Below are 18055 nucleotides of genomic sequence, written 5' to 3'. Positions count from 1 at the left end.
GGCTGGCCCCGGAAGATACGGACTGAGCGAGGAGCGCACGTGGGCCTTGTCGTGCAGAAGTACGGAGGCTCCTCCGTAGCCGATGCCGAAGGCATCAAGCGCGTCGCCAAGCGAATCGTCGATGCCAAGAAGAACGGCCACCAGGTGGTCGTCGTGGTATCCGCGATGGGCGACACGACGGACGAGTTGATCGATCTCGCCGAGCAGGTATCCCCGATCCCTGCCGGACGCGAATTCGACATGCTGCTGACCGCGGGAGAGCGGATCTCCATGGCCCTGCTGGCCATGGCGATCAAAAACCTGGGCCACGAGGCCCAGTCGTTCACCGGCAGTCAGGCCGGCGTCATCACCGACTCGGTCCACAACAAAGCGCGCATCATCGATGTCACGCCGGGCCGGATCCGCACCGCCCTCGACGAGGGCAACATCGCCATCGTCGCCGGCTTCCAGGGTGTGTCCCAGGACAAGAAGGACATCACCACCCTCGGCCGTGGCGGGTCGGACACGACCGCCGTCGCCCTGGCCGCCGCGCTGGACGCCGAGGTCTGCGAGATCTACACCGACGTGGACGGTGTCTTCACCGCCGACCCGCGGGTCGTGAAGAAGGCCCAGAAGATCGACTGGATCTCCTTCGAGGACATGCTGGAGCTCGCCAGCTCCGGTTCCAAGGTGCTGCTGCACCGCTGCGTGGAGTACGCACGCCGATACAACATCCCGATCCACGTCCGCTCGTCCTTCTCCGGACTGCGCGGCACCTGGGTCAGCAACGAGCCGCAAGGGGACCAGCAGGTGGAGCACGCCATCATCTCCGGAGTCGCCCACGACGTCTCCGAGGCCAAGATCACCGTCGTCGGGGTGCCGGACAAGCCGGGCGAGGCCGCGGCGATCTTCCGCAGCATCGCGGATGCCGAGATCAACATCGACATGGTGGTCCAGAACGTCTCGGCGGCCACCACCGCCCTGACCGACATCTCCTTCACCCTTCCCAAGGCCGAGGGCCGCAAGGCCATCGACGCCCTGGAGAAGGCGAAGGACGGGATCGGCTTCGAGTCGCTGCGCTACGACGACCAGATCGGCAAGATCTCGCTGGTCGGCGCGGGCATGAAGACCAACCCGGGTGTCACGGCGTCCTTCTTCGAGGCGCTCTCGGACGCGGGCGTGAACATCGAGCTGATCTCGACCTCCGAGATCCGTATCTCGGTGGTCACCCGCGCCGACGACGTCAACGAGGCCGTCCGCGCCGTGCACACCGCCTTCGGCCTGGACAGCGACAGCGACGAGGCCGTCGTCTACGGAGGCACCGGCCGATGACCGGAGCCCGGTCCGCCCCGACGCTCGCCGTCGTCGGGGCGACCGGAGCCGTCGGCGCGGTGCTGCTCGGGATCCTGTCCCAGCACGCCGATGTCTGGGGTGAGATCCGGCTGATCGCCTCGCCGCGCTCGGCGGGCGGCAAGCGGGTCGTACGGGGCGTGGAGACCGAGGTCGTCGCGCTCGGCGAGGACGCCTTCGAGGGCATCGGCACCGGCGACGTCGTGGTGTTCGTCGTGCCCGACGAGGTGGCCGCCCAGTGGGCGCCGGTCGTCGCCGCGAAGGGCGCGGTCGTCGTGGACAATTCAGCGGCTTTCCGGATGGATCCGGACGTACCGCTGGTGGTCCCCGAGATCAACCCGCACGCCGTACGGATGCGCCCGCGCGGCATCGTCGCCAATCCCAACTGCACGACGCTGGCCATGATCGTGGCGGTCGGCGCGCTGCACGCCGAGTACGGGCTGGACGAGCTGATCGTCTCCTCGTACCAGGCGGTGAGCGGGGCCGGCCGGGCCGGTGTCGACACGCTGCGCCGGCAGATCTCCCTGGTCGCCGGTACGGAGCTGGGCGGGACGCCCGGCGACGTGCGGCGGGCGGTGGGCGACGACACGGGCCCCTTCGCGGGGCCCATGGCGCTGAACGTGGTGCCGTGGGTGGGCTCACTGGAGGCGGACGGCTGGTCCTCCGAGGAGCTGAAGATCCGCAACGAGTCCCGCAAGATCCTGGATCTGCCGGACCTGCGGGTGACGGCGACCTGTGTACGGGTCCCGGTGATCACCACCCACTCGCTGACCGTGCACGCGCGCTTCGAGAAGGACGTGACGGTCGCCGCCGCACACGAGATCCTCTCCACCGCGCCGGGTGTCGTGGTCTTCGACGACCCCGAAGTGGGCGATTTCCCCACGCCCGCGGACGTGGTGGGGACCGATCCGTCCTGGGTCGGGCGGATCCGGAGGTCCTTGGACGACCCCCGCGCGCTCGAATTTTTTGTGTGCGGGGACAATCTGCGTAAGGGTGCCGCTCTGAACACGGCTCAGATCGCAGAACTGGTGGCCGCCGAAATCTCGGCGGGCTGACCGGAAGTCTTCGTAAGATCTGTGAAGGTCTCGTGATCGCAGGCTTGGAAAGACTGTGATCAAGGTGTTGGTCTGAACCACTTGTACTACACCGTCATCGTGTTCGACGATTCGCTCCCCGCCAACCGCAACCGGCAGTTGGGCGGGGAGCGTCTTTGCGGTCGCCACTTCGACGCACGGCACAACTGGGGCATTGGGGAAGAACGGGTACGCATGAGGGCTTTCAACGCATCGTCAAAAGCGATGCCTTGCGCGTACAACCCTGACGGGGGGACACGTGTCCAACAGGCGTGGCAGAAGTTCTCGGCATTCTCGACATTGCGGCCGTCCCGGTGCGGGGCGCGACCGTGCGTCCGCTCCGGCGCCCTCGTGCGCCCGGCGGGATGCCGGTGATCGCCCCCATGCCCGCCACGCGGCCCGCCCGCATACCGTCACAGCGCGAGGGCGCTGAGGACGTCATGGCTGCGGGCACCACAGTTGACCATCTGACCGAGACCTACCGCGCGCACTACCGCTCGCTCCTCGGCCTCGCCGCACTGCTGCTGGACGACACGGCCTCGTGCGAGGACGTCGTGCAGGAGGCGTTCATACGGGTGCACTCCGCGCGCAACCGTGTGCGCGACCCGGAGAAGACCCTTGCCTACCTGCGGCAGACCGTGGTCAACCTCTCTCGCTCCGCGCTGCGCCGCCGCATCCTCGGGCTGAAGCTGCTCTCGAAGCCGATGCCGGACATGGCGAGCGCGGAGGAGGGCGCGTACGACCAGCTGGAGCGCGACGCGCTGATCAAGGCCATGCGCGGGCTGCAGCGCCGGCAGCGCGAGGTGCTCGTGCTGCGGTATTTCGCGGACATGACGGAAGCTCAGGTGGCCGAGACGCTCGGCATATCGCTGGGCTCGGTGAAGGCTTACGGCTCACGCGGGATCGCGGCACTGCGCGTCGCCATGGAGGCGACGGCATGAGCAAGCAGAGATACGAGCGGTACGGCCCGGACGGGCCCGAGGACGACCGGACTGGAAACGACACAGTGAGCAACGGTCCGGAGACCACCCCGACACCGGCGGCCAGGCCGTCCCCCGAGCCGGCGGATACGACCGAGCCGGCGGATACGGCCGAGCCGGCGGATACGGCCGAGCCGGCGGGTACGGCCGAGTCTGCGGGTACGGACGGCCGGGGCGCGGGCGACCTCGGTGCGGACGAACTCGTCCTGCGGAACATGCTCCGCGGTGCCGTACAGGACATCAAGCCCACCGAAGGCGCGCTCGACCACCTGCGGCACGCCGTCCCCGCACGGCGCGCCCGCAAGCGGCAGGTCGTCGTCGGGATGGCCGCAGCGGCCCTGTTCATCGGCACCGCCATCCCCGCCTTCGTGCACGTGGCCGCCTCCTCCGACGCCGCGGACGACCGGCCCTCCATCGCCGGCCACGGCGAGCAGGCGCAGGGCGGCACGGGCGACGAGACCGGTGCCGGCGAGGGGCAGCCGCGGCCCGGCACACCCTCCGGTCAGTCCACCACCAAGGACGACGCAGGCCGTGAGGACGAGACGAAGGGCACGGAGAAGGACCCCGGCGGCGCCACCACGGGCGGCGAGACCAACCCCACCGGCACCGCGGCCGTGACCTCGCCCGACTGCGGCGCGGACCAGCTCGGAGTCGTCTCAGCGGTCGCGCGCGGCCCCGAGGCGGACGGCAAGGTCTACGGCTCCTTCCGGATCTCCAACATCTCCGGCAGCGACTGCACGGTCAGCGGCGACGGCATCGTGTCCGTCTCGGCCAACGGCGCGGCCGACCCCGCGAAGATCACCGTGGTCGACCACACCGCGGGCGACGCGGCGGCCGGACTGCCCGACCCCTCGCTGGAGGCCAGCGGACTGATCCTGAAGCCGGCCATGGCGTACGAGGTGCAGTTCGCCTGGGTGCCCTCGGAGACCTGTCCCACGACCGGCCCCTCGCCCACCCCCACTCCGACGGACGGTGCCTCGGGCACCACAGGCGCCTCGGAGGCCAGTACGAACGCGGCTCCGCAGGGCGGCGTCGAGGAGCCGGGCGGCAGCACAGCGGAGGGCAGCGTCTCCGTGACGCACACCGCGGACCCGGGCGGACCGAACGCCTCCGCCGTCATCCCCAACGCGTGCGCGGGCACGGTCTACCGGACCGGGGTACTGGAGGCGTCCTAGGGCCTGTATCGAAAGTGGATCTTTCTCCATGAATGATCTTCGTTCATGGGGCGGGGTGATCTCACTGATGAACAGTGGGCGGTGTTGGAGCCGTTGCTGCCGACGGGGACGAAGGCGGGGCGGCCGCCTGTCTGGCCCCGGCGACAGTTGATCGACGGCATACGGTTCCGGGTCCGAACGGGCGTTCCGTGGCGGGACGTGCCCGTCGAGTACGGCCCGTGGGGCAGGATCTATGACTTGTTCCGCCGATGGCAGCGAAACGGCACCTGGCACCGGGTCTTCAGCCGGCTCCAGTCCCTGGCTGATGCGAAGGGTGCGATCGTGTGGGATCTGAGCGTCGATTCCACGGTGTGCCGCGCCCATCAGCACGCGGCTGGAGCCCGGAAGCAGGGTGACCTTCAGAAGGAACCGCCGGGTGGTGTCTTCACCGAGCCCGGTGATCATGGACTGGGACGCTCGCGCGGCGGGTTCACCACCAAGGTGCACTTGGCCGTCGAGCAGGGCCAGAAGCCCATGTCGATCGTGGTAACGGCCGGGCAGCGCGGCGACTCGCCGCAGTTCGAACCCGTGCTGAGGAAGGTCCGCGTGCCCCGCATCGGGCCGGGCCGGCCGCGCGTCCGTCCCGATCGGGTGCGTGCTGATAAGGCGTACGCCTCCCGCAAGAACCGCGCTTACCTGCGTCGCCGGGGGATCCGCTGCACCATCCCGGACAAGGTCGACCAGGCACGTCACCGCAAGCAGCGTGGCTCGCGCGGCGGCCGGCCGCCGAAGTTCGACCCAGTCGACTACCGTGAGCGCCACGCGGTCGAGTGTGGGATCAACCGCCTCAAGAGGTACCGCGCCGTCGCCACGCGATACGACAAGCTAGCGGTCCGCTATGAGACGACCGTCCTCATAGCGGCCATCGACGAATGGCTGTGACCAGCACACATCAAGCGCGTCCAAAACAAGCCCGCAGGCATGGAGGTGCTCTCACTCCACGGCAGCATTGAGGAGAATCTGCGCCAACTCGCGCGGCTGGGAGAACATCGGCCAATGGCCGGTGTCCATCTTGACCAGCCGCCAGCACTTGCTGTTCAGCAGCTCAGCCACATCTTCGTCGGGCTCGGCGTCGTCGGGCTCGGCGTCGTCGGGCTCGGCCCCCGGCATCACGCACAGGATGTATGTCGCCGGAAGTTCACCGAGCGGCCCCGCCAGCACAGCGGGCTCGGTCAGCGTGGCACCTGGGTGAGGCGTCGAGCCACGCACGAGGCGTGCGATCTGCTCATCGGTGAGACCTTCGCCGTCGTAATGAGCAGCTGGCGCGAGCGGCCAAAACCCTCCGTTCTCGGCGATCGATGCCTCCACTGCCGCCCCGCCGTCCGGCCAGGCGGAGACAAACGACTCGCCGTCAGTTGGAACACTTGAGTCGACGAATACCACGCGGGCCAGTCGGTCACCGATCCGCTCCGCGGCCTGACCGACCGGGATGCCCGAGTAGCTGTGACCCACCAGGACTACGTCACGCAGACCCTGGCGTTCTACCTCGGCAACGATGTCCTGGACGTGAGTCGCTTGCCCCGCCGGTACACCCCGCTTGTCAGCAAGACCGGACAGCGTCAACGGATAGACGCCGTGACCAGCCGCACGCAGATACGGCACCACCTCGCCCCACGCCCACGCCCCGAGCCGTGCACCTGCAACCAGCACGAAATTCACCATGCCCGCACCGTAGCCGGGCAGCCTGACGATCTCCTGAGAATACTTTCGATACACGCCCTAGGGGGCGTCCGGCGGGGGCCCGAGCCAAGCCGCACGCCCCTCAGCCCGTTCGCCGGTCAGACCGCCGCGTCGCGCTCGCGTTCCTGCGCAGGAGCCCCGGCCGCCGGCGCCTGCTCGGGCAGCAGGCCGAGCTCCGCGTCCCTGGCCGCCTCCGCCTCGCGGCGGAACAGCCGGAACCACATGAACAGCACGAAGCCGGCGAAGACGAACCACTCGCCGGTGTACCCGAGGTTCTGGAAGGCCTTCAGGTCGAGCCCGCTGCCCTGCGGGGCCGCCGCCGGCACCGGCCGCATGCCCGGGGCATTCTCCGGTACCCCGGGCAGCGTCAGCCACGCGTCGTACACCTCGTACGGCACCAGGTTCACCAGCGCGGCCGCACTGATCATCCCGACCTGCCCCTTCGGCAGTCCGCCGCGGGTGTGGACTCCCTTGGTCCCCGAGTTCTCGGAGGCCTGCAGCTCACCGGTCACCGTGACCTCAGCGGCGGGCGGCGCGGGCACCCGGTCCGTGGCGGGTTCGCCGGGCAGCCATCCGCGTACCACCGGGACGGCCTTGCCGCCGTCGGTGCGCAGCAGGGTCAGTACGTAGTACCCGCGCCTGCCGTCCAGTTGCCGTTCGGGCACGAGGAACTGCTCGCCGTACCGCCCGGAAACCGTGGCGAGCCGCCCGGAGGTCTTCTTGTCGACGGGCAGCAGCGACTCCAGTGCGGCCGCCTTCCGCTCGTCGGCGGCCGGCTTGTCCCCGGCGGCCCGGTGCGACTCGACGCGGTCCTCGAACCGGCCGAGCTGCCACGACCCCATGAACACGCAGAAGGGGATGGCCAGCACGACGAAGAGGTTGATCCCCCACCACCGCGGGGTCAGCAGAAACCGGTACACACCACCAAGGTACGGGCCCGCCCGCCCCCGCCCGGGGCCGGGGCCCCGGGACGGCTGCGCCGACGGGCGACGGGAAGGCGCCGCCGTCAGCCCTGCAGCCGGGATCCCTGAAGGTGCCGGGCCGCGAAGTCGATCTCCAGCCGTACCTGCTTGATCCGCTCCTCCACCACCAGCGAGCCGTGCCCCGCGTCGTAGCGGTACACCTCGTGCACCGCGCCCCGCGCCGCCAGCCGGTCCACGTAGTTTTCGACCTGGCGGATCGGACAGCGCGGATCGTTCACGCCGGCCGAGATGTAGACCGGTGCCCGCACTGCGTCCACGTACGTCAGCGGCGAGGACGCCTCGAACCGCTCCGGCACCTCCTCCGGCGTGCCGCCCAGCAGTGTGCGGTCCATCGCCTTCAGCGCCTCCATCTCGTCGTGGTACGCGGTCACGTAGTCCGCGACCGGGACGGCCGCCAGCCCCAGCGCCCACGCCTCCGGCTGCGTACCGAGGCCGAGCAGGGTCAGGTACCCGCCCCAGGAGCCGCCCGCCAGAACGAGCTTCGACGGGTCGGCGAGCCCCGAGGCCACCGCCCACTCCCGGACCGCGGCGATGTCCTCCAGCTCGATCAGGCCGACGCGGTGCTTGAGCGCGTCCGTCCACTCCCGCCCGTAGCCGGTCGAGCCGCGGTAGTTGACGCGTACGACCGCGTATCCGTGATCCACCCACGCCGCCGGCCCGGCCGCGAACGCGTCGCTGTCGTGCCAGGTCGGCCCGCCGTGGATCTCGAAGACGGTCGGGAACGGTCCGGTGGCTCCGGCCGGCTTCTGTACGAGCGCGTGGATACGGCCGCCGGGCCCGTCCACCCACGCGTCCTCGACCGGCACGGACCCCGGCGCCCTCATGCCCGGGGCGTCGAGCACCACCGCACCCGTGGTCGACCGGACCTCCGACGGCAGCGCCGCCGACGACCACAGGTACTCGACGGTGCCGTCGGGGCGGGCGCTCGCGCCGGACACCGACCCGGCCGGCGTCTCGACCCGTACGAGCTCACGGGTCGCCAGCTCGTACCGCCACAGCTCGCTGCGCGCCTCGAAGCTGTGCGCGATCAGCAGCGCCGATCCGTCCGGATACCACTCGGCACTCACATCACCCGGCAGCTCGACGGCGAGATCGGTCTCCTCACCCGTGGCCACGTCCCACACCATCGGCTCCCAGCGGCCGCGCCGCTGGTGTCCGACCAGCAGCCGGGTGTCCCCGTGCACCGGCGCGAAGCCCAGTACCTCGAGCCCCAGCTCCTTGGTGCCGCCCTTGCTGTCGTCCAGCTCCGCGACCGCGGTGCCGCCGAGCCGCAGCACACGCAGCGCGGAGTGCATCGCGTCACCGTGCTCGGTGTGCTCGATCGCGATCAGGGTCCCGTCGTGCGACAGGTCGCCGACCCCGGCCGACTCCCGGTGCCGGTAGATCTCCACCGGCGCCTCGCCCTGCCGTGCGACGTGGATGGTCGAGCCGTCCTCGTCCGTCGAACGACCGACCACCACCGTGCCGTGCCGCCCGATCGCCAGACCGGCGGGGTACGACGGCGCCAGCCCCGGCACGGCGGGTTCGTCGTCCCCGCCTGCGAAGGGCTGGCGCATCCAGACCCCGAACTCGTCCCCGTCGGTGTCGGCGAACCACCAGATCCACTCGCCGTCCGGGGACAGTGTCCCGTCGGTCGTGCCGTTCGGCCGGTCGGTCGCCTGCCGCTGCCGGCCGGTCGCCCGGTCCCAGGCGTACAGCTCGTACGTCCCGGTCGCGTTCGACACGAACAGCGACCGGTCCGGCGCGTCCTCCGCCCACTCGGGCAGCCCCACCCGGGGCGCCCGGAAGCGCTTCTCCCAGTCGGGCATGGGCCGGTCGGGGATGGGCGTGGCGGTGGTCGGGGACGGCGTCGAACCGGTGATCTCAGTCATGCCCCCATTCTGCGCGGAGGCGTCGCCTACTGAACGTCCACGTAGTCGCCGGTCGCCTTGACGGCCGCGGTGGTCGTGGTGCCGGCGTAGCTCCAGCGCCAGTAGCCGTCCTCGGACGCAACGACCGTGGTGCTCAGGCCACCCGTGCTGGAGGTGTTCACGGTCTTGACGGTGGTGTAGGTGCTGCTCGCGGCCTTACGGAACTGGAGCTGGACCGGCTGCGCGGCGTAACCCGGGGAGGTGTTGGTGTCCCAGTCCGCCCGGCTGAGCTTGCCGGTGACCGAGAGGGTCCTGCCCTTGACGACCGGCTCCGGGCTCGCGTTGACGGTCAACTGGGAGAGCCGCTGGAGGCGGATGGTCCGGTAGACGTCCCTCTCGACCCGGCTGTCGTCGTTGGCCCACGCCTGGACACCGACCTTCCAGGTGCCGGCGTCGGCGTTGGCGAGCCACCAGTCCGGCTCGAAGGTGAACGTCTTCGAGCAGGTGGATGTGGTCGCGCTGGAGGCGACGCAGTCGGCGCCGGTGGTGTCCTCGTTCGGCGTGATGTAGCCGTCGGGGTTGTCCAGGTCGGCGCCGCGCCACAGGAAGAAGTCCGCGTCCCAGATGCCCGACGGGTCGGTGGCGGTCACCGAGACCGTGACCGTCTTGTCGGCCGTGGCGACCACGATGTCCTTGCCGCCGTTGACGGCGAGGTTGGTGATCTGGATGTCGCCGACGGTCTCGTCGGCGTACGCGGCCGGAAGTATGAAGCCACCCAACACGGTGGCGGCGGCGACCAGGCCAAAGGCTGCGCGCTTGCGCATGTATCTCCTCTGAAGTGACGAACGATTCTGAAGTGACGAACGAGGCGCCAATCGTAAACAGTTGAACGTTGACGACTGTCAAGTGATGGAAGAATTGGCGATGTCGGCTGCTTGCGGTGTGCGTGGGAGTGGTGTTCGTGGTCTTGGGGCATCGATGTGATGAGTGCGGATCCACCGGGACCGCGAGGCCGTGGAGCGACGACGGCCATCTCCTCGTCTGCGACGACTGCCGGCGGCCGGTGGAGGCAGCCACTCCGCGGGCTCCCGTGCTCCTCGGCGATGTCCTGGCCGCCGTCTCCGACGCGGTGGCGTACGCGGGCCGGACCAGCACCACGGTTCCGGACGCCCGGACCTCGGGCGCAACGACGTGCGCCGCTTGCGGGGCGGAAGCCGAGTGGCACCGGACGCTTCGCGGCCGGTGGGTGATGATCGAGCCGGGCGACCGGCCCGTCGGCACGATCCCGGCCGGCAAGCGCTGGCGCATCGCGGGTGACGGCACGGCGGTGAACCTCGGCAGGGCGACCCCGTCCGACACCTGCCGCATCAGCCACTTCGACGTGTGCCCGACGCGGCCGGCGCCCAGCGACTCCCCGGCCCTGCTGGCCCTGTGGCGCAGAAACGCCCAGCGCCGAGCAGGCTGACCACGGCTCCTTGAACTAAGTTCAGGCATGGTGGCTGTGTGTCCTATCGTGGCCGCATGCCGCGCGAGAAGGAGCATCCCGCTGGTTCGCCACCGGTTCGGCCCGGCCGCCACGGCCAGCGCGGACGCCGAGCTGACCAGGCAGGGCGTGCGCCCCGCGGTACTGGAGGAGAACGGCCTGCGGTTCGACGCAGGAGGCCACGAGACCTGGGCCCCGGTCGCGGTGGCGACGGTGATGACCGTCCTGTCCGCGCTCAACCTGGCCCAGAGCTCCTGGGCCGCCACCCTGACCTGGATCTTCCAGTGCGCGGTGATCGTCATGAACGTTCTGATCGTCCACAGCAACCTGACCGCGGTGAAGTCCGTCGACGCGGCCTTCCGCCGCAAGGGTGACCCCGAGCTCGCCCGCGTCGACGTCGCCGCCTTCCTCAAGGCCGCCGAGGGTGCCTTCCCCTCCTGGGTCCAGCTCCTGCAGAAGGCCCGTCACGCGATCGTCTTCGGCGCCTCCGCCCTCGCCCTGACCGCCGTGGCCCTCGCCGGCTGACCCCAGTCGCCCACCCGCCGCTCCCCGCCCCACCCGACACCGGGGATCGCGCCCGTCGTCCTCGCCGTCACCCTCCAACTCCTGCTCGCCGCCTGTTCCTTCGTCATCTCCGTCACGGTCTGGACTCATGGCGGCGCGGCCCAGCGGGCCGGCGAGACGTTCAAGGAACAGCCCTGGGAGTTCGCCCTCGCTCTCGGCATCGGAGCCCTGCTCACCACGCTCGCCACGCTCAACATCGCCGGCATCGGGGCCGGTCGAACCCCGTCGTACATCCTTGAGCCGGCCGTCCTGGTCGTGGTCGGCTTCATTACTGCCGGTCAGGTCTTCGCCGTGCAGTACACGGAGGCGGCCTTCAAGCGGTCCGAGGACCCGCGCTTCCGCGCCCTCGACGCCAAGGCCCTGACAGCCGCCGCCAACTCCGGCTTCCCCACCTGGCTCCGCCCCCTGGTCCTGACCCGCTTCCTACAGGCTTTGTGATGATCATGATCGCCTGTGGTCTCGTCTTCGATCCTGCCGACGAAGAGGCGGCGAAAGCAGCGGGACGACAACGAGGCCGTGCCCGAAGGTGAACTCGTCTGACAGGAGCAGTGGAACATGCTGACCCCGACCTGCCTTCTCGGCGGCGCCGGTATTCGTGACCATGTCACCCATGGCCACGATGCGGACCGGTTCGTTGAGATCGGCTCTCTCACCAAGGTCGTCACCGGAACGGTCCTGATCCGGCTGGCGAAGGAGGGAGCCCTCAGCCTCGACACACCGCTGGAGGAATGCCTGACCGAGGTGCCCAAGGGAACGGCCATCACCCTCCGGCATCTCGCCGAGCACACCTCAGGTCTACCGCGTCTGCTTTCCGGGCTCTCGAGTCCTCCCAACGACCCGTACGCAGGCTTTACGGAGTCGGCCTTGCGTGCATCACTGGGCCGCCTGGACCAGTTGGCGACGGGACGGCTGGGCGATGAGGAGTACTCGAACTTCGGCTACGCGGTTCTCGGGCATGCCCTCACTACCGCCACGGGACTCACCTTCCAGCACCTGGTGGACGAGTACGTCCTCCTCCCCCTGGGGCTGGAGGCAGGCGCGATGACGGCACTCCCCCCGGAGGACCGGCGCCTCATAGCGCGAAACCTGTTCGGCCGGCCACGGCCCCTGTGGACTCTGACCGGACCGATCCTGCCCGCGGGCGGCCTGTGGTCCACCTGCCGGACCCTGGCCGACCTCCTCGTCGGCCTGCTCGTCGACCGCAGGCTGGGACCCCCGGCCCCCACCTGGCGCCGCGGCTCATCGACCCTGTGGCACAACGGAGCCACCCGCGGCTCTTCCGCCGTGGCCGCAGCACACGACGACGGCCGCTGGATCCTCGTCCACCGCCTCGGCTCCCCGGCCCGCACCGACCGACTCGCGCTGAAGACCCTCGCCGCGACCCCCTCGCTGCCATTCGTCCAAGTCGTCGATGACTGACAGATGGCTCGACCACTCGCCGGGCCAGACCGTGAACAGACGCGACATACCGACGACCGCCGCCGGGAGGAGGCAACCGATTCCGGCGAGGGGGAGGCCCCTGATTCGCCATCGCACGGCGTGCAGCGCGTTCGCCTGTCCCGGATCTCTCCCAACGATGTCCGGGAACCACTCAGGGGCCCGACCCGCTCTCGCGGATCAGGCCCCTGACCTGGTGTTTCAACTGTCGGGGTGGCGGGATTTGAACCCACGACCTCTTCGTCCCGAACGCGATCACGCCCCCACACGACATGTGCTCCGCTGGACAGGACCTGCGTTTTCACTGAGCCCATCGTCCGTTACCGTCCAGACGAGTTCTGCGATGTCCGCCGTGTTTGGCCCCCCGTTTGGCCCCCAGTGCAAGGCCGGCAAGAGGGCGGTACGGGCTCGGAGAGCAGGCTCCCCGGACCTTGATCGGTCCGGGCGTTTCTCCCTGCATCGGCGGGTACGGGCAGAGCTTCAGAGGCGTCCTCCGGCCGGTCGGCCCGCTTACACCGGACGTGCCGCTTGGGGCGCCTCCACAGCATGCGGCCGGTTCGCTTGCCGTCGTCCTCCCGCTGGCAGAGTACGAAGCGCATGCGACTACACACCTACATCAGCGCTCTTGCTTGTAGATGAGGCTGCTAGCGGCGCCCGGTTGCTGGACCGGGCTGAGCACAGACTACTCAAGGTGACGAACACTCGTCCTTGCTGGTGCTCCCGCTACTACGCTCCGTCGCTACGCTGCACCTACGGTGACGGAGCGTAGTAGCGGGAGCCCGTTCCAGCCCACTGCTTGGTGGAACCTTTGCCTCGGCGTAGTCGAGTTGTGACACTCTGAGGCGCCCTGTAGTCGCGGTCCCGTGCTTCTTGTAGGTCTGGCAAACCTACAACGGCTTCTTGTAGGTTTGAGCCGTGGATATGGCTGAGCTGACGACCATCATCGCGGACCTGCGCAGCGAGGGAAGCGACCTTGCCGAGGTTGAGGTCAAGCTGGCGGCAAGCGGCTTCCCTCAAACACTTGCGCCTACCCTTTCCGCATTCGCTAATACCCCTGGCGGCGGCACGCTCATCTTTGGTTTGGATGAGAGCGATAACTTCGGCTCCGTGGGCGTCTATGACGTAGCCTCCTGCAAATCCGCTCTTGCCGGACTGGCTCGTAATGGAATCGACCCGCCGATCAACCCGCTAGCGTGGAGCTTCGATTTTGAAGGTCGAAAAATTATCGCGGCCCAGATTGATGAACTCGCCACTTCTATGAAGCCTTGCCGGGTCAAGGGGACGGGAAAGGCTTATCTCAGGTCTTATGACGGGGATTATGAACTCTCTTCAATTGAAGAGCAGGCGTTTATCGCGAACCGTGACACGCCGCGATTCGATCAAGGCACCGTACCCGGAGCAACGGTCGAAGATCTTGACGAGACGTTGATCTCCTCGTATGTCGATAACTGCAAGTCGACGTCTGCAGCCCTTGCGCGCCTAAACGATTCTGAAATCTTGTTCCGTACTGGAGTTGTGTCGGGGCCCGAAAGAATCCCGACTATGGCGGGGCTGCTGGCTCTTGGGATCTATCCGCAGCAATACTTTCCCAATCTTGTAATCCAAGCCAGTGTGGTTCCGGGATCGAATGACCCTGTGGGAACGCGGGCTGTCGACACTAAAAGGTTTGACGGGCCGATTCCCTTGATGTTGGATCAGGCGCTGAGATGGGTCCAGAGGAATACAAGGACCCGTGTCCGTTTTGGGCATGATGGGCATGGGCGGGACGAGTCAGAATATCCGATCGAGGCGGTTCGTGAGCTGATTTCGAATGCGCTCATACATCGTGATCTTGGCCCTTATGCTCTGGGTGAGGCGATCACGCTCAAGTTGGAGAACAGTCAACTTGTACTCAGTAACCCCGGTGGTCTCTGGGGTTTGACGGTTGATCGCCTTGGTAAGACAGGGGTGACGTCGGCCCGTAACGGTTACCTCACGCGCATCTGTCAAAATGTTCGATACTCCCGTGATCAGCGCGTCGTTGAAGCGCTGGCCTCAGGGATTCCGACGGTTCTGCGGAGTCTGAGGGAAGCAGGCATGGTTCCTCCTCGGTTCCATGATCAAGGCGTGCGATTTGCCGTACGTGTTCCGAACCACACACTTTTGGCACCTGCGGACCTGGAATGGCTGGCATCATTGCGGCCGTCGGCGCCGCTGAGTGATATCCAGCGCCATGCCGCGGTCGCTATGCGCCACGGGGTTCGCTGGTCTAACAAATCCCTGCGTGATGCCTTTCCGATGGACTCGTTGGAGGCAAGAAATATTCTCGCTGGTCTCGTAGATGCAGGAGTCGCTGAGGCCGTAGGGGAGCGTGGCGGGCGTGTCTATCAGTTGGCTGGAAAGCTCATTCCGGGAGGAACTGCGGAGCAGCAGCGGCTTCCATTGGACTCTGACCGGCCGATGCCTGAAGCCGAAGAGGTGCCGGGTGCTGCTTACCCTGGCAATGAACCTGCTGCAACTCCTAGGGCAAGAGGAGCACGCAGATCTAATGCAGAGAAGATTGTCAAGTACCTGGCGGACGGCCCTGCTGCCATGAGTGATATCCAGGAAGTTACGGGTCTTTCTGAAAGACAAGCTTTGTATGCATTGCATCTGTTGAAGGATGAGAATCGTGTCGTGTTGCAGGGAGGGCAAGGGGACCGGAAAAGCCGATGGGCGCTGATCTATGAGGGGAACCCTGAGACTCGCGGCCAGTGAACCTTCTGGGCGGCGGAGCGGGCTGACTCGTGTCCTGCCCGGTTTGGGGTCGAGCGTGATCAGAGGGCCGCACGCTGGCCGGCATCGCAGGCTGTGCCCCTGTCCGGCGCGCGCCTGCGCTGTGCGCGGGACCGTCCAGGCGCGTCCGCTGCGGCCTCGTCTGGATCTCAGTTGGCTGCAAGGGGGGACTTCGTCGCCATCTCAGACGTCGAGGACTCGCAGATGTTCGGCGAAACCCTCTACGAGCTTGGTCAGCACGGCCTTGCCCTTTTCGGGGGTGGCCTTCGACGGGAAGCCGATCACTCCAGTCTCGGTGTACGCCTTCATGCCGAGCGTCAGGAGGAACGACCGCTCGCCGCCGTCGTGGTCCGCTGTCTCGTAGCCGGGGCGCACGAGGGAAGGTTCCGCATGGAGCAGGATCGAGGTCTCGATCTCTCCCGCGTGCATGTCGGCGTGGGCGTCTGTCGTCAGCCCTGCGTACTCGCGCGCTCGATTCCACTCGCGGCTCTGCGGGAAGAGGCTCATCCGCGGTTCGGTGAGGTTGGCTTCCTGGACGATGTTGGAGAGCACGTAGTTGCCGCCGTGGGCGTTGACGAGTACGAGCTTTCGCACCCCTGAGGCTTCGAGCGAGTCGGCGATATCTGTGATCACAGCATGCAGGGTGCGCGCGCTGATGCTGACGGTGCCGGGCCACGTCCCGTGTTCGTGACTGCATGCGATGGTTACGGGCGGCAGCATGAGGACGGGGTACGCGGCGGCGACCTCCCGGGCGATGATGCATGCGATCGCCGTGTCGGTGATGAGCGGCAGGTGGGCGCCGTGCTGCTCGTACGACCCGATCGGGAGCACGGCCACACGCGGTGACTGTTCCTGAACATCAGCGGTGGTGATCGTGGGCAGCAGGTTCACAGCGCTCCTTCAGTCCGGCTCAGGTCCCTTTCATAGTGCCCACGAGGCGGTTCAGTTCCGCAATCTCCACCAGCTTTCGCCAAGGAGCGAGGTGCGACTGAAGGCGCCCCAGTTCTGCGAGGATGCGGGCGGAACCCGTCGCCTGCGCGATGCTCACCGCCTGAGATCCGGCGTTGTAGGCGCCCTCTACATCCCCGAGCTGTGCGTACGCCGTGGCCAACCGAGCGAGACAGAGCCCGCGGTCCCGCTGCTGCTCGGCAGGCCAGTGAGTCAGGCTCTGTTCCAGCGTCTTCACGGCTTCCTGCGGCCGGCGGAGTTGAATGGCGCAGCTCGCTGCTTCCATGTCGATGTACGCGACGGAACAGTACGGGGCGAGGCCCTCTTCGTCGCCGCCCAGGTCAGCCAGCGTGCGAGCCTCGTCGAGGGCTCGGGCGGAGTCGTCCGCCTCGCCCAGCAAGGCGAAGGAGTTGGCACGCGCTCGCAGCGCAACGGCGTGGACTTGGTGGGGCAGCTTCTGCGCCTGCTTGAGTGCGGCGTTGGCGAGTCCTATGGCGTAGCCCGCCTGGCCCGCTTCAGCGGCGATGTTGCTGCGCCGTTGGAAGACGTAAGCGCTCAGCGTCGGGTCGTCCAACTCGTAGGCATAGTCCAGCGCGCGGTTCGTCCAGAGCATCGCTGCTTGGGAGTCCCCGGTGTCCTGGTACAGCCAACCCAGGAACTCGGCGTAGCGTGCTCCGACACGGAGCACGTCATTCCGGATCGGGCCTGATGCGTCCATGCACAGTTGCTCAATGAGGGGAACCTGACTCTGCACGGCCGGGACCAGGAACCGCGGGCCGACCAGAGGTTCCGCCTGCGCATGCTGTACCCAAACTGATTGCAGGTAGCCGACAATCTCCGGGGTGACCGTGGGGGCGAGCGCGCGCGGGCTCGGCAAAGTGGGCAAGGCGTCGAGCTGCGATGGCGCCGTCTCCAGGGCCAGGCCGAGTTCCACGCGAGTGGCCTGGTAGACCTCACAGAAGATTGCTTGGTAGTCCGAGCCGGGGTCCCGTCGCCCGTTCTCGAACATGGAGACCTGAGTCTTGAGGCTTGACTGCGCAGGTAACTCCAGTCCGAGTCGTTCGGCAGCGTCCCCCATCGCGTCCATCAGCTCAGCTTGGGACCACCCCCGCGTCTTGCGGGCTGCCTGTAGCTTCGTCTTCATCGCTTCCCCAGAGTCAGGCGATGCGCCGGACTCCCATCATCCCCAATAACTGGGCTGACGTGGGGAGTTAACAGTTAACACGCAGCGACTGTTAACCGCTGTCCGCTGTGAACTGGCGCGGAATGCGGCCTACTTGTTCTCGACAGCGTGACCGGACCGATCGGCTTCCAGCCGCTCCACCCGGTGGCGCAGATCCGAGAGCTGGGAGGTGACATGTTCGAGCTGCCGCAGGACTTCGGAAAGCTCTCCGCCGTTGCCGGCGCCGCTGGCCTCGGGGGCCTGCTGTGGGTCCCTGGCGTAGTTGCCGCGTCCGGTGGTGGTGATCAGCCCCTCCTCGCGGAGGAGGCCGAGGGCGCGCTGAACCGTTGTGGGCGAGATTCCGAAACGCTCAGCCAACTTCCGGATGGAACCGACGTTGTGGCCGGGCTTGATGACGCCCTGCGTGATCTCTCGTCGCAGCGTCTGGGCTGCCTGTTCGTAGGGCTGTCTGGGGTCATCCTGAGCGATCGTCACGCCATCGAGCGTACCCACTAGCACGACCTAGCTGTATTGCCCTGTGAGGTTGGGGACGCGGCTGGCGGGTGGTTTGCCTGCGAGCGCGGTGTGTCCGCGGTGG

The 18055-nt window shown here is 67.7% G+C and carries 17 protein-coding genes; 10 read left to right on the top strand and 7 right to left on the bottom strand.

The annotated features are described in order from the left end of the window. Nucleotides 1-39 precede the first annotated feature (39 nt). The 5 genes from ACWV17_RS19235 to ACWV17_RS19215 all read left to right on the top strand — a co-directional run bounded on the left by ACWV17_RS19235 (nt 40) and on the right by ACWV17_RS19215 (nt 5478). Nucleotides 40-1311 carry an aspartate kinase gene (locus ACWV17_RS19235; RefSeq protein WP_455353825.1) on the top strand — a complete coding sequence of 424 codons (1272 nt, stop codon included), beginning with the start codon at nt 40-42 and terminating at the stop codon, nt 1309-1311. Further along, the gene (locus ACWV17_RS19230) at nt 1308-2384 is read left to right on the top strand and encodes an aspartate-semialdehyde dehydrogenase (protein ID WP_455353824.1); all 1077 of its coding nucleotides are present in this window, start codon (nt 1308-1310) and stop codon (nt 2382-2384) included. The genes ACWV17_RS19235 and ACWV17_RS19230 overlap by 4 nt, the downstream gene beginning before the upstream one ends. Before the next feature lie 383 nt (nt 2385-2767). Further along, nucleotides 2768-3343, top strand: coding sequence for a SigE family RNA polymerase sigma factor (locus tag ACWV17_RS19225; RefSeq protein WP_455353848.1), 576 nt, complete (start codon nt 2768-2770; stop codon nt 3341-3343). Then, nucleotides 3340-4557: a hypothetical protein gene (locus ACWV17_RS19220; RefSeq protein WP_455360707.1), complete on the top strand. Its 1218-nt coding sequence runs from the start codon at nt 3340-3342 to the stop codon at nt 4555-4557. Before ACWV17_RS19225 ends, ACWV17_RS19220 begins: the two co-directional genes overlap by 4 nt. Nucleotides 4558-4602: 45 nt before the next feature. Next, nucleotides 4603-5478, top strand: a complete 876-nt coding sequence (locus ACWV17_RS19215) for an IS5 family transposase (protein WP_455360706.1) — start codon at nt 4603-4605, stop codon at nt 5476-5478. 51 nt (nt 5479-5529) lie between these two features. Here ACWV17_RS19215 and ACWV17_RS19210 read toward each other — a convergent pair whose 3' ends face one another. From ACWV17_RS19210 to ACWV17_RS19195, 4 genes are all read right to left on the bottom strand, one after another. Continuing rightward, nucleotides 5530-6258 carry an alpha/beta fold hydrolase gene (locus ACWV17_RS19210; protein WP_455360705.1) on the bottom strand — a complete coding sequence of 243 codons (729 nt, stop codon included), beginning with the start codon at nt 6256-6258 and terminating at the stop codon, nt 5530-5532. Nucleotides 6259-6374: 116 nt separating this feature from the next. Further along, the gene (locus tag ACWV17_RS19205; RefSeq protein WP_455360704.1) at nt 6375-7196 is read right to left on the bottom strand and encodes an SURF1 family protein; all 822 of its coding nucleotides are present in this window, start codon (nt 7194-7196) and stop codon (nt 6375-6377) included. 86 nt (nt 7197-7282) lie between these two features. Then, entirely contained in the window at nt 7283-9130 is a 1848-nt protein-coding gene (locus tag ACWV17_RS19200; RefSeq protein WP_455360703.1) for a prolyl oligopeptidase family serine peptidase, read from the bottom strand. A 26-nt stretch (nt 9131-9156) separates the two neighbouring features. Next, on the bottom strand, nt 9157-9933 hold the full coding sequence (locus tag ACWV17_RS19195) for a DUF5707 domain-containing protein (RefSeq protein ID WP_455360702.1): 777 nt from the start codon (nt 9931-9933) through the stop codon (nt 9157-9159). A gap of 239 nt (nt 9934-10172) precedes the next feature. Between ACWV17_RS19195 and ACWV17_RS19190 the strand changes: the two genes are divergently transcribed. From ACWV17_RS19190 to ACWV17_RS19170, 5 genes are all read left to right on the top strand, one after another. Further along, nucleotides 10173-10574, top strand: a complete 402-nt coding sequence (locus tag ACWV17_RS19190; protein WP_455360701.1) for a DUF6083 domain-containing protein — start codon at nt 10173-10175, stop codon at nt 10572-10574. 48 nt (nt 10575-10622) lie between these two features. Then, entirely contained in the window at nt 10623-11117 is a 495-nt protein-coding gene (locus ACWV17_RS19185) for a hypothetical protein (protein WP_455360700.1), read from the top strand. Between the two features lie 294 nt (nt 11118-11411). Beyond that, the gene (locus ACWV17_RS19180; protein ID WP_455353817.1) at nt 11412-11594 is read left to right on the top strand and encodes a hypothetical protein; all 183 of its coding nucleotides are present in this window, start codon (nt 11412-11414) and stop codon (nt 11592-11594) included. Nucleotides 11595-11711: 117 nt separating this feature from the next. Next, entirely contained in the window at nt 11712-12575 is an 864-nt protein-coding gene (locus tag ACWV17_RS19175; RefSeq protein WP_455360699.1) for a serine hydrolase domain-containing protein, read from the top strand. A gap of 939 nt (nt 12576-13514) precedes the next feature. After that, nucleotides 13515-15329, top strand: coding sequence for an ATP-binding protein (locus tag ACWV17_RS19170; RefSeq protein WP_455360786.1), 1815 nt, complete (start codon nt 13515-13517; stop codon nt 15327-15329). Between the two features lie 201 nt (nt 15330-15530). Here the strand turns inward: ACWV17_RS19170 and ACWV17_RS19165 are convergent, their stop codons facing one another. The 3 genes from ACWV17_RS19165 to ACWV17_RS19155 form a co-directional block, all read right to left on the bottom strand. Continuing rightward, complete coding sequence (locus ACWV17_RS19165; RefSeq protein ID WP_455360698.1) at nt 15531-16238, bottom strand: creatininase family protein; 708 nt, start codon at nt 16236-16238, stop codon at nt 15531-15533. A 19-nt stretch (nt 16239-16257) separates the two neighbouring features. Beyond that, complete coding sequence (locus tag ACWV17_RS19160; protein ID WP_455360697.1) at nt 16258-17382, bottom strand: tetratricopeptide repeat protein; 1125 nt, start codon at nt 17380-17382, stop codon at nt 16258-16260. 186 nt (nt 17383-17568) lie between these two features. Next, nucleotides 17569-17952 (bottom strand): GntR family transcriptional regulator, encoded by a 384-nt coding sequence (locus ACWV17_RS19155; protein ID WP_455360696.1) that lies wholly within the window; start codon nt 17950-17952, stop codon nt 17569-17571. Between the last annotated feature and the right edge of the window lie 103 nt (nt 17953-18055).

Source organism: Streptomyces mabaensis (assembly GCF_053763515.1).
This window is presented reverse-complemented; position numbering and strand designations above follow the sequence as displayed.

Excerpts from the sequence above, each read along its gene's own strand:
- ACWV17_RS19195 (WP_455360702.1), bottom strand. The coding sequence starts at position 9,933 with ATGCGCAAGCGCGCAGCCTTTGGCCTGGTCGCCGCCGCCACCGTGTTG.
- ACWV17_RS19210 (WP_455360705.1), bottom strand. The coding sequence starts at position 6,258 with ATGGTGAATTTCGTGCTGGTTGCAGGTGCACGGCTCGGGGCGTGGGCG.
- ACWV17_RS19200 (WP_455360703.1), bottom strand. The coding sequence starts at position 9,130 with ATGACTGAGATCACCGGTTCGACGCCGTCCCCGACCACCGCCACGCCC.
- ACWV17_RS19215 (WP_455360706.1), top strand. The coding sequence starts at position 4,603 with ATGGGGCGGGGTGATCTCACTGATGAACAGTGGGCGGTGTTGGAGCCG.
- ACWV17_RS19230 (WP_455353824.1), top strand. The coding sequence starts at position 1,308 with ATGACCGGAGCCCGGTCCGCCCCGACGCTCGCCGTCGTCGGGGCGACC.
- ACWV17_RS19160 (WP_455360697.1), bottom strand. The coding sequence starts at position 17,382 with ATGGACGCGATGGGGGACGCTGCCGAACGACTCGGACTGGAGTTACCT.
- ACWV17_RS19175 (WP_455360699.1), top strand. The coding sequence starts at position 11,712 with ATGCTGACCCCGACCTGCCTTCTCGGCGGCGCCGGTATTCGTGACCAT.
- ACWV17_RS19220 (WP_455360707.1), top strand. The coding sequence starts at position 3,340 with ATGAGCAAGCAGAGATACGAGCGGTACGGCCCGGACGGGCCCGAGGAC.
- ACWV17_RS19225 (WP_455353848.1), top strand. The coding sequence starts at position 2,768 with ATGCCGGTGATCGCCCCCATGCCCGCCACGCGGCCCGCCCGCATACCG.
- ACWV17_RS19170 (WP_455360786.1), top strand. The coding sequence starts at position 13,515 with ATGGCTGAGCTGACGACCATCATCGCGGACCTGCGCAGCGAGGGAAGC.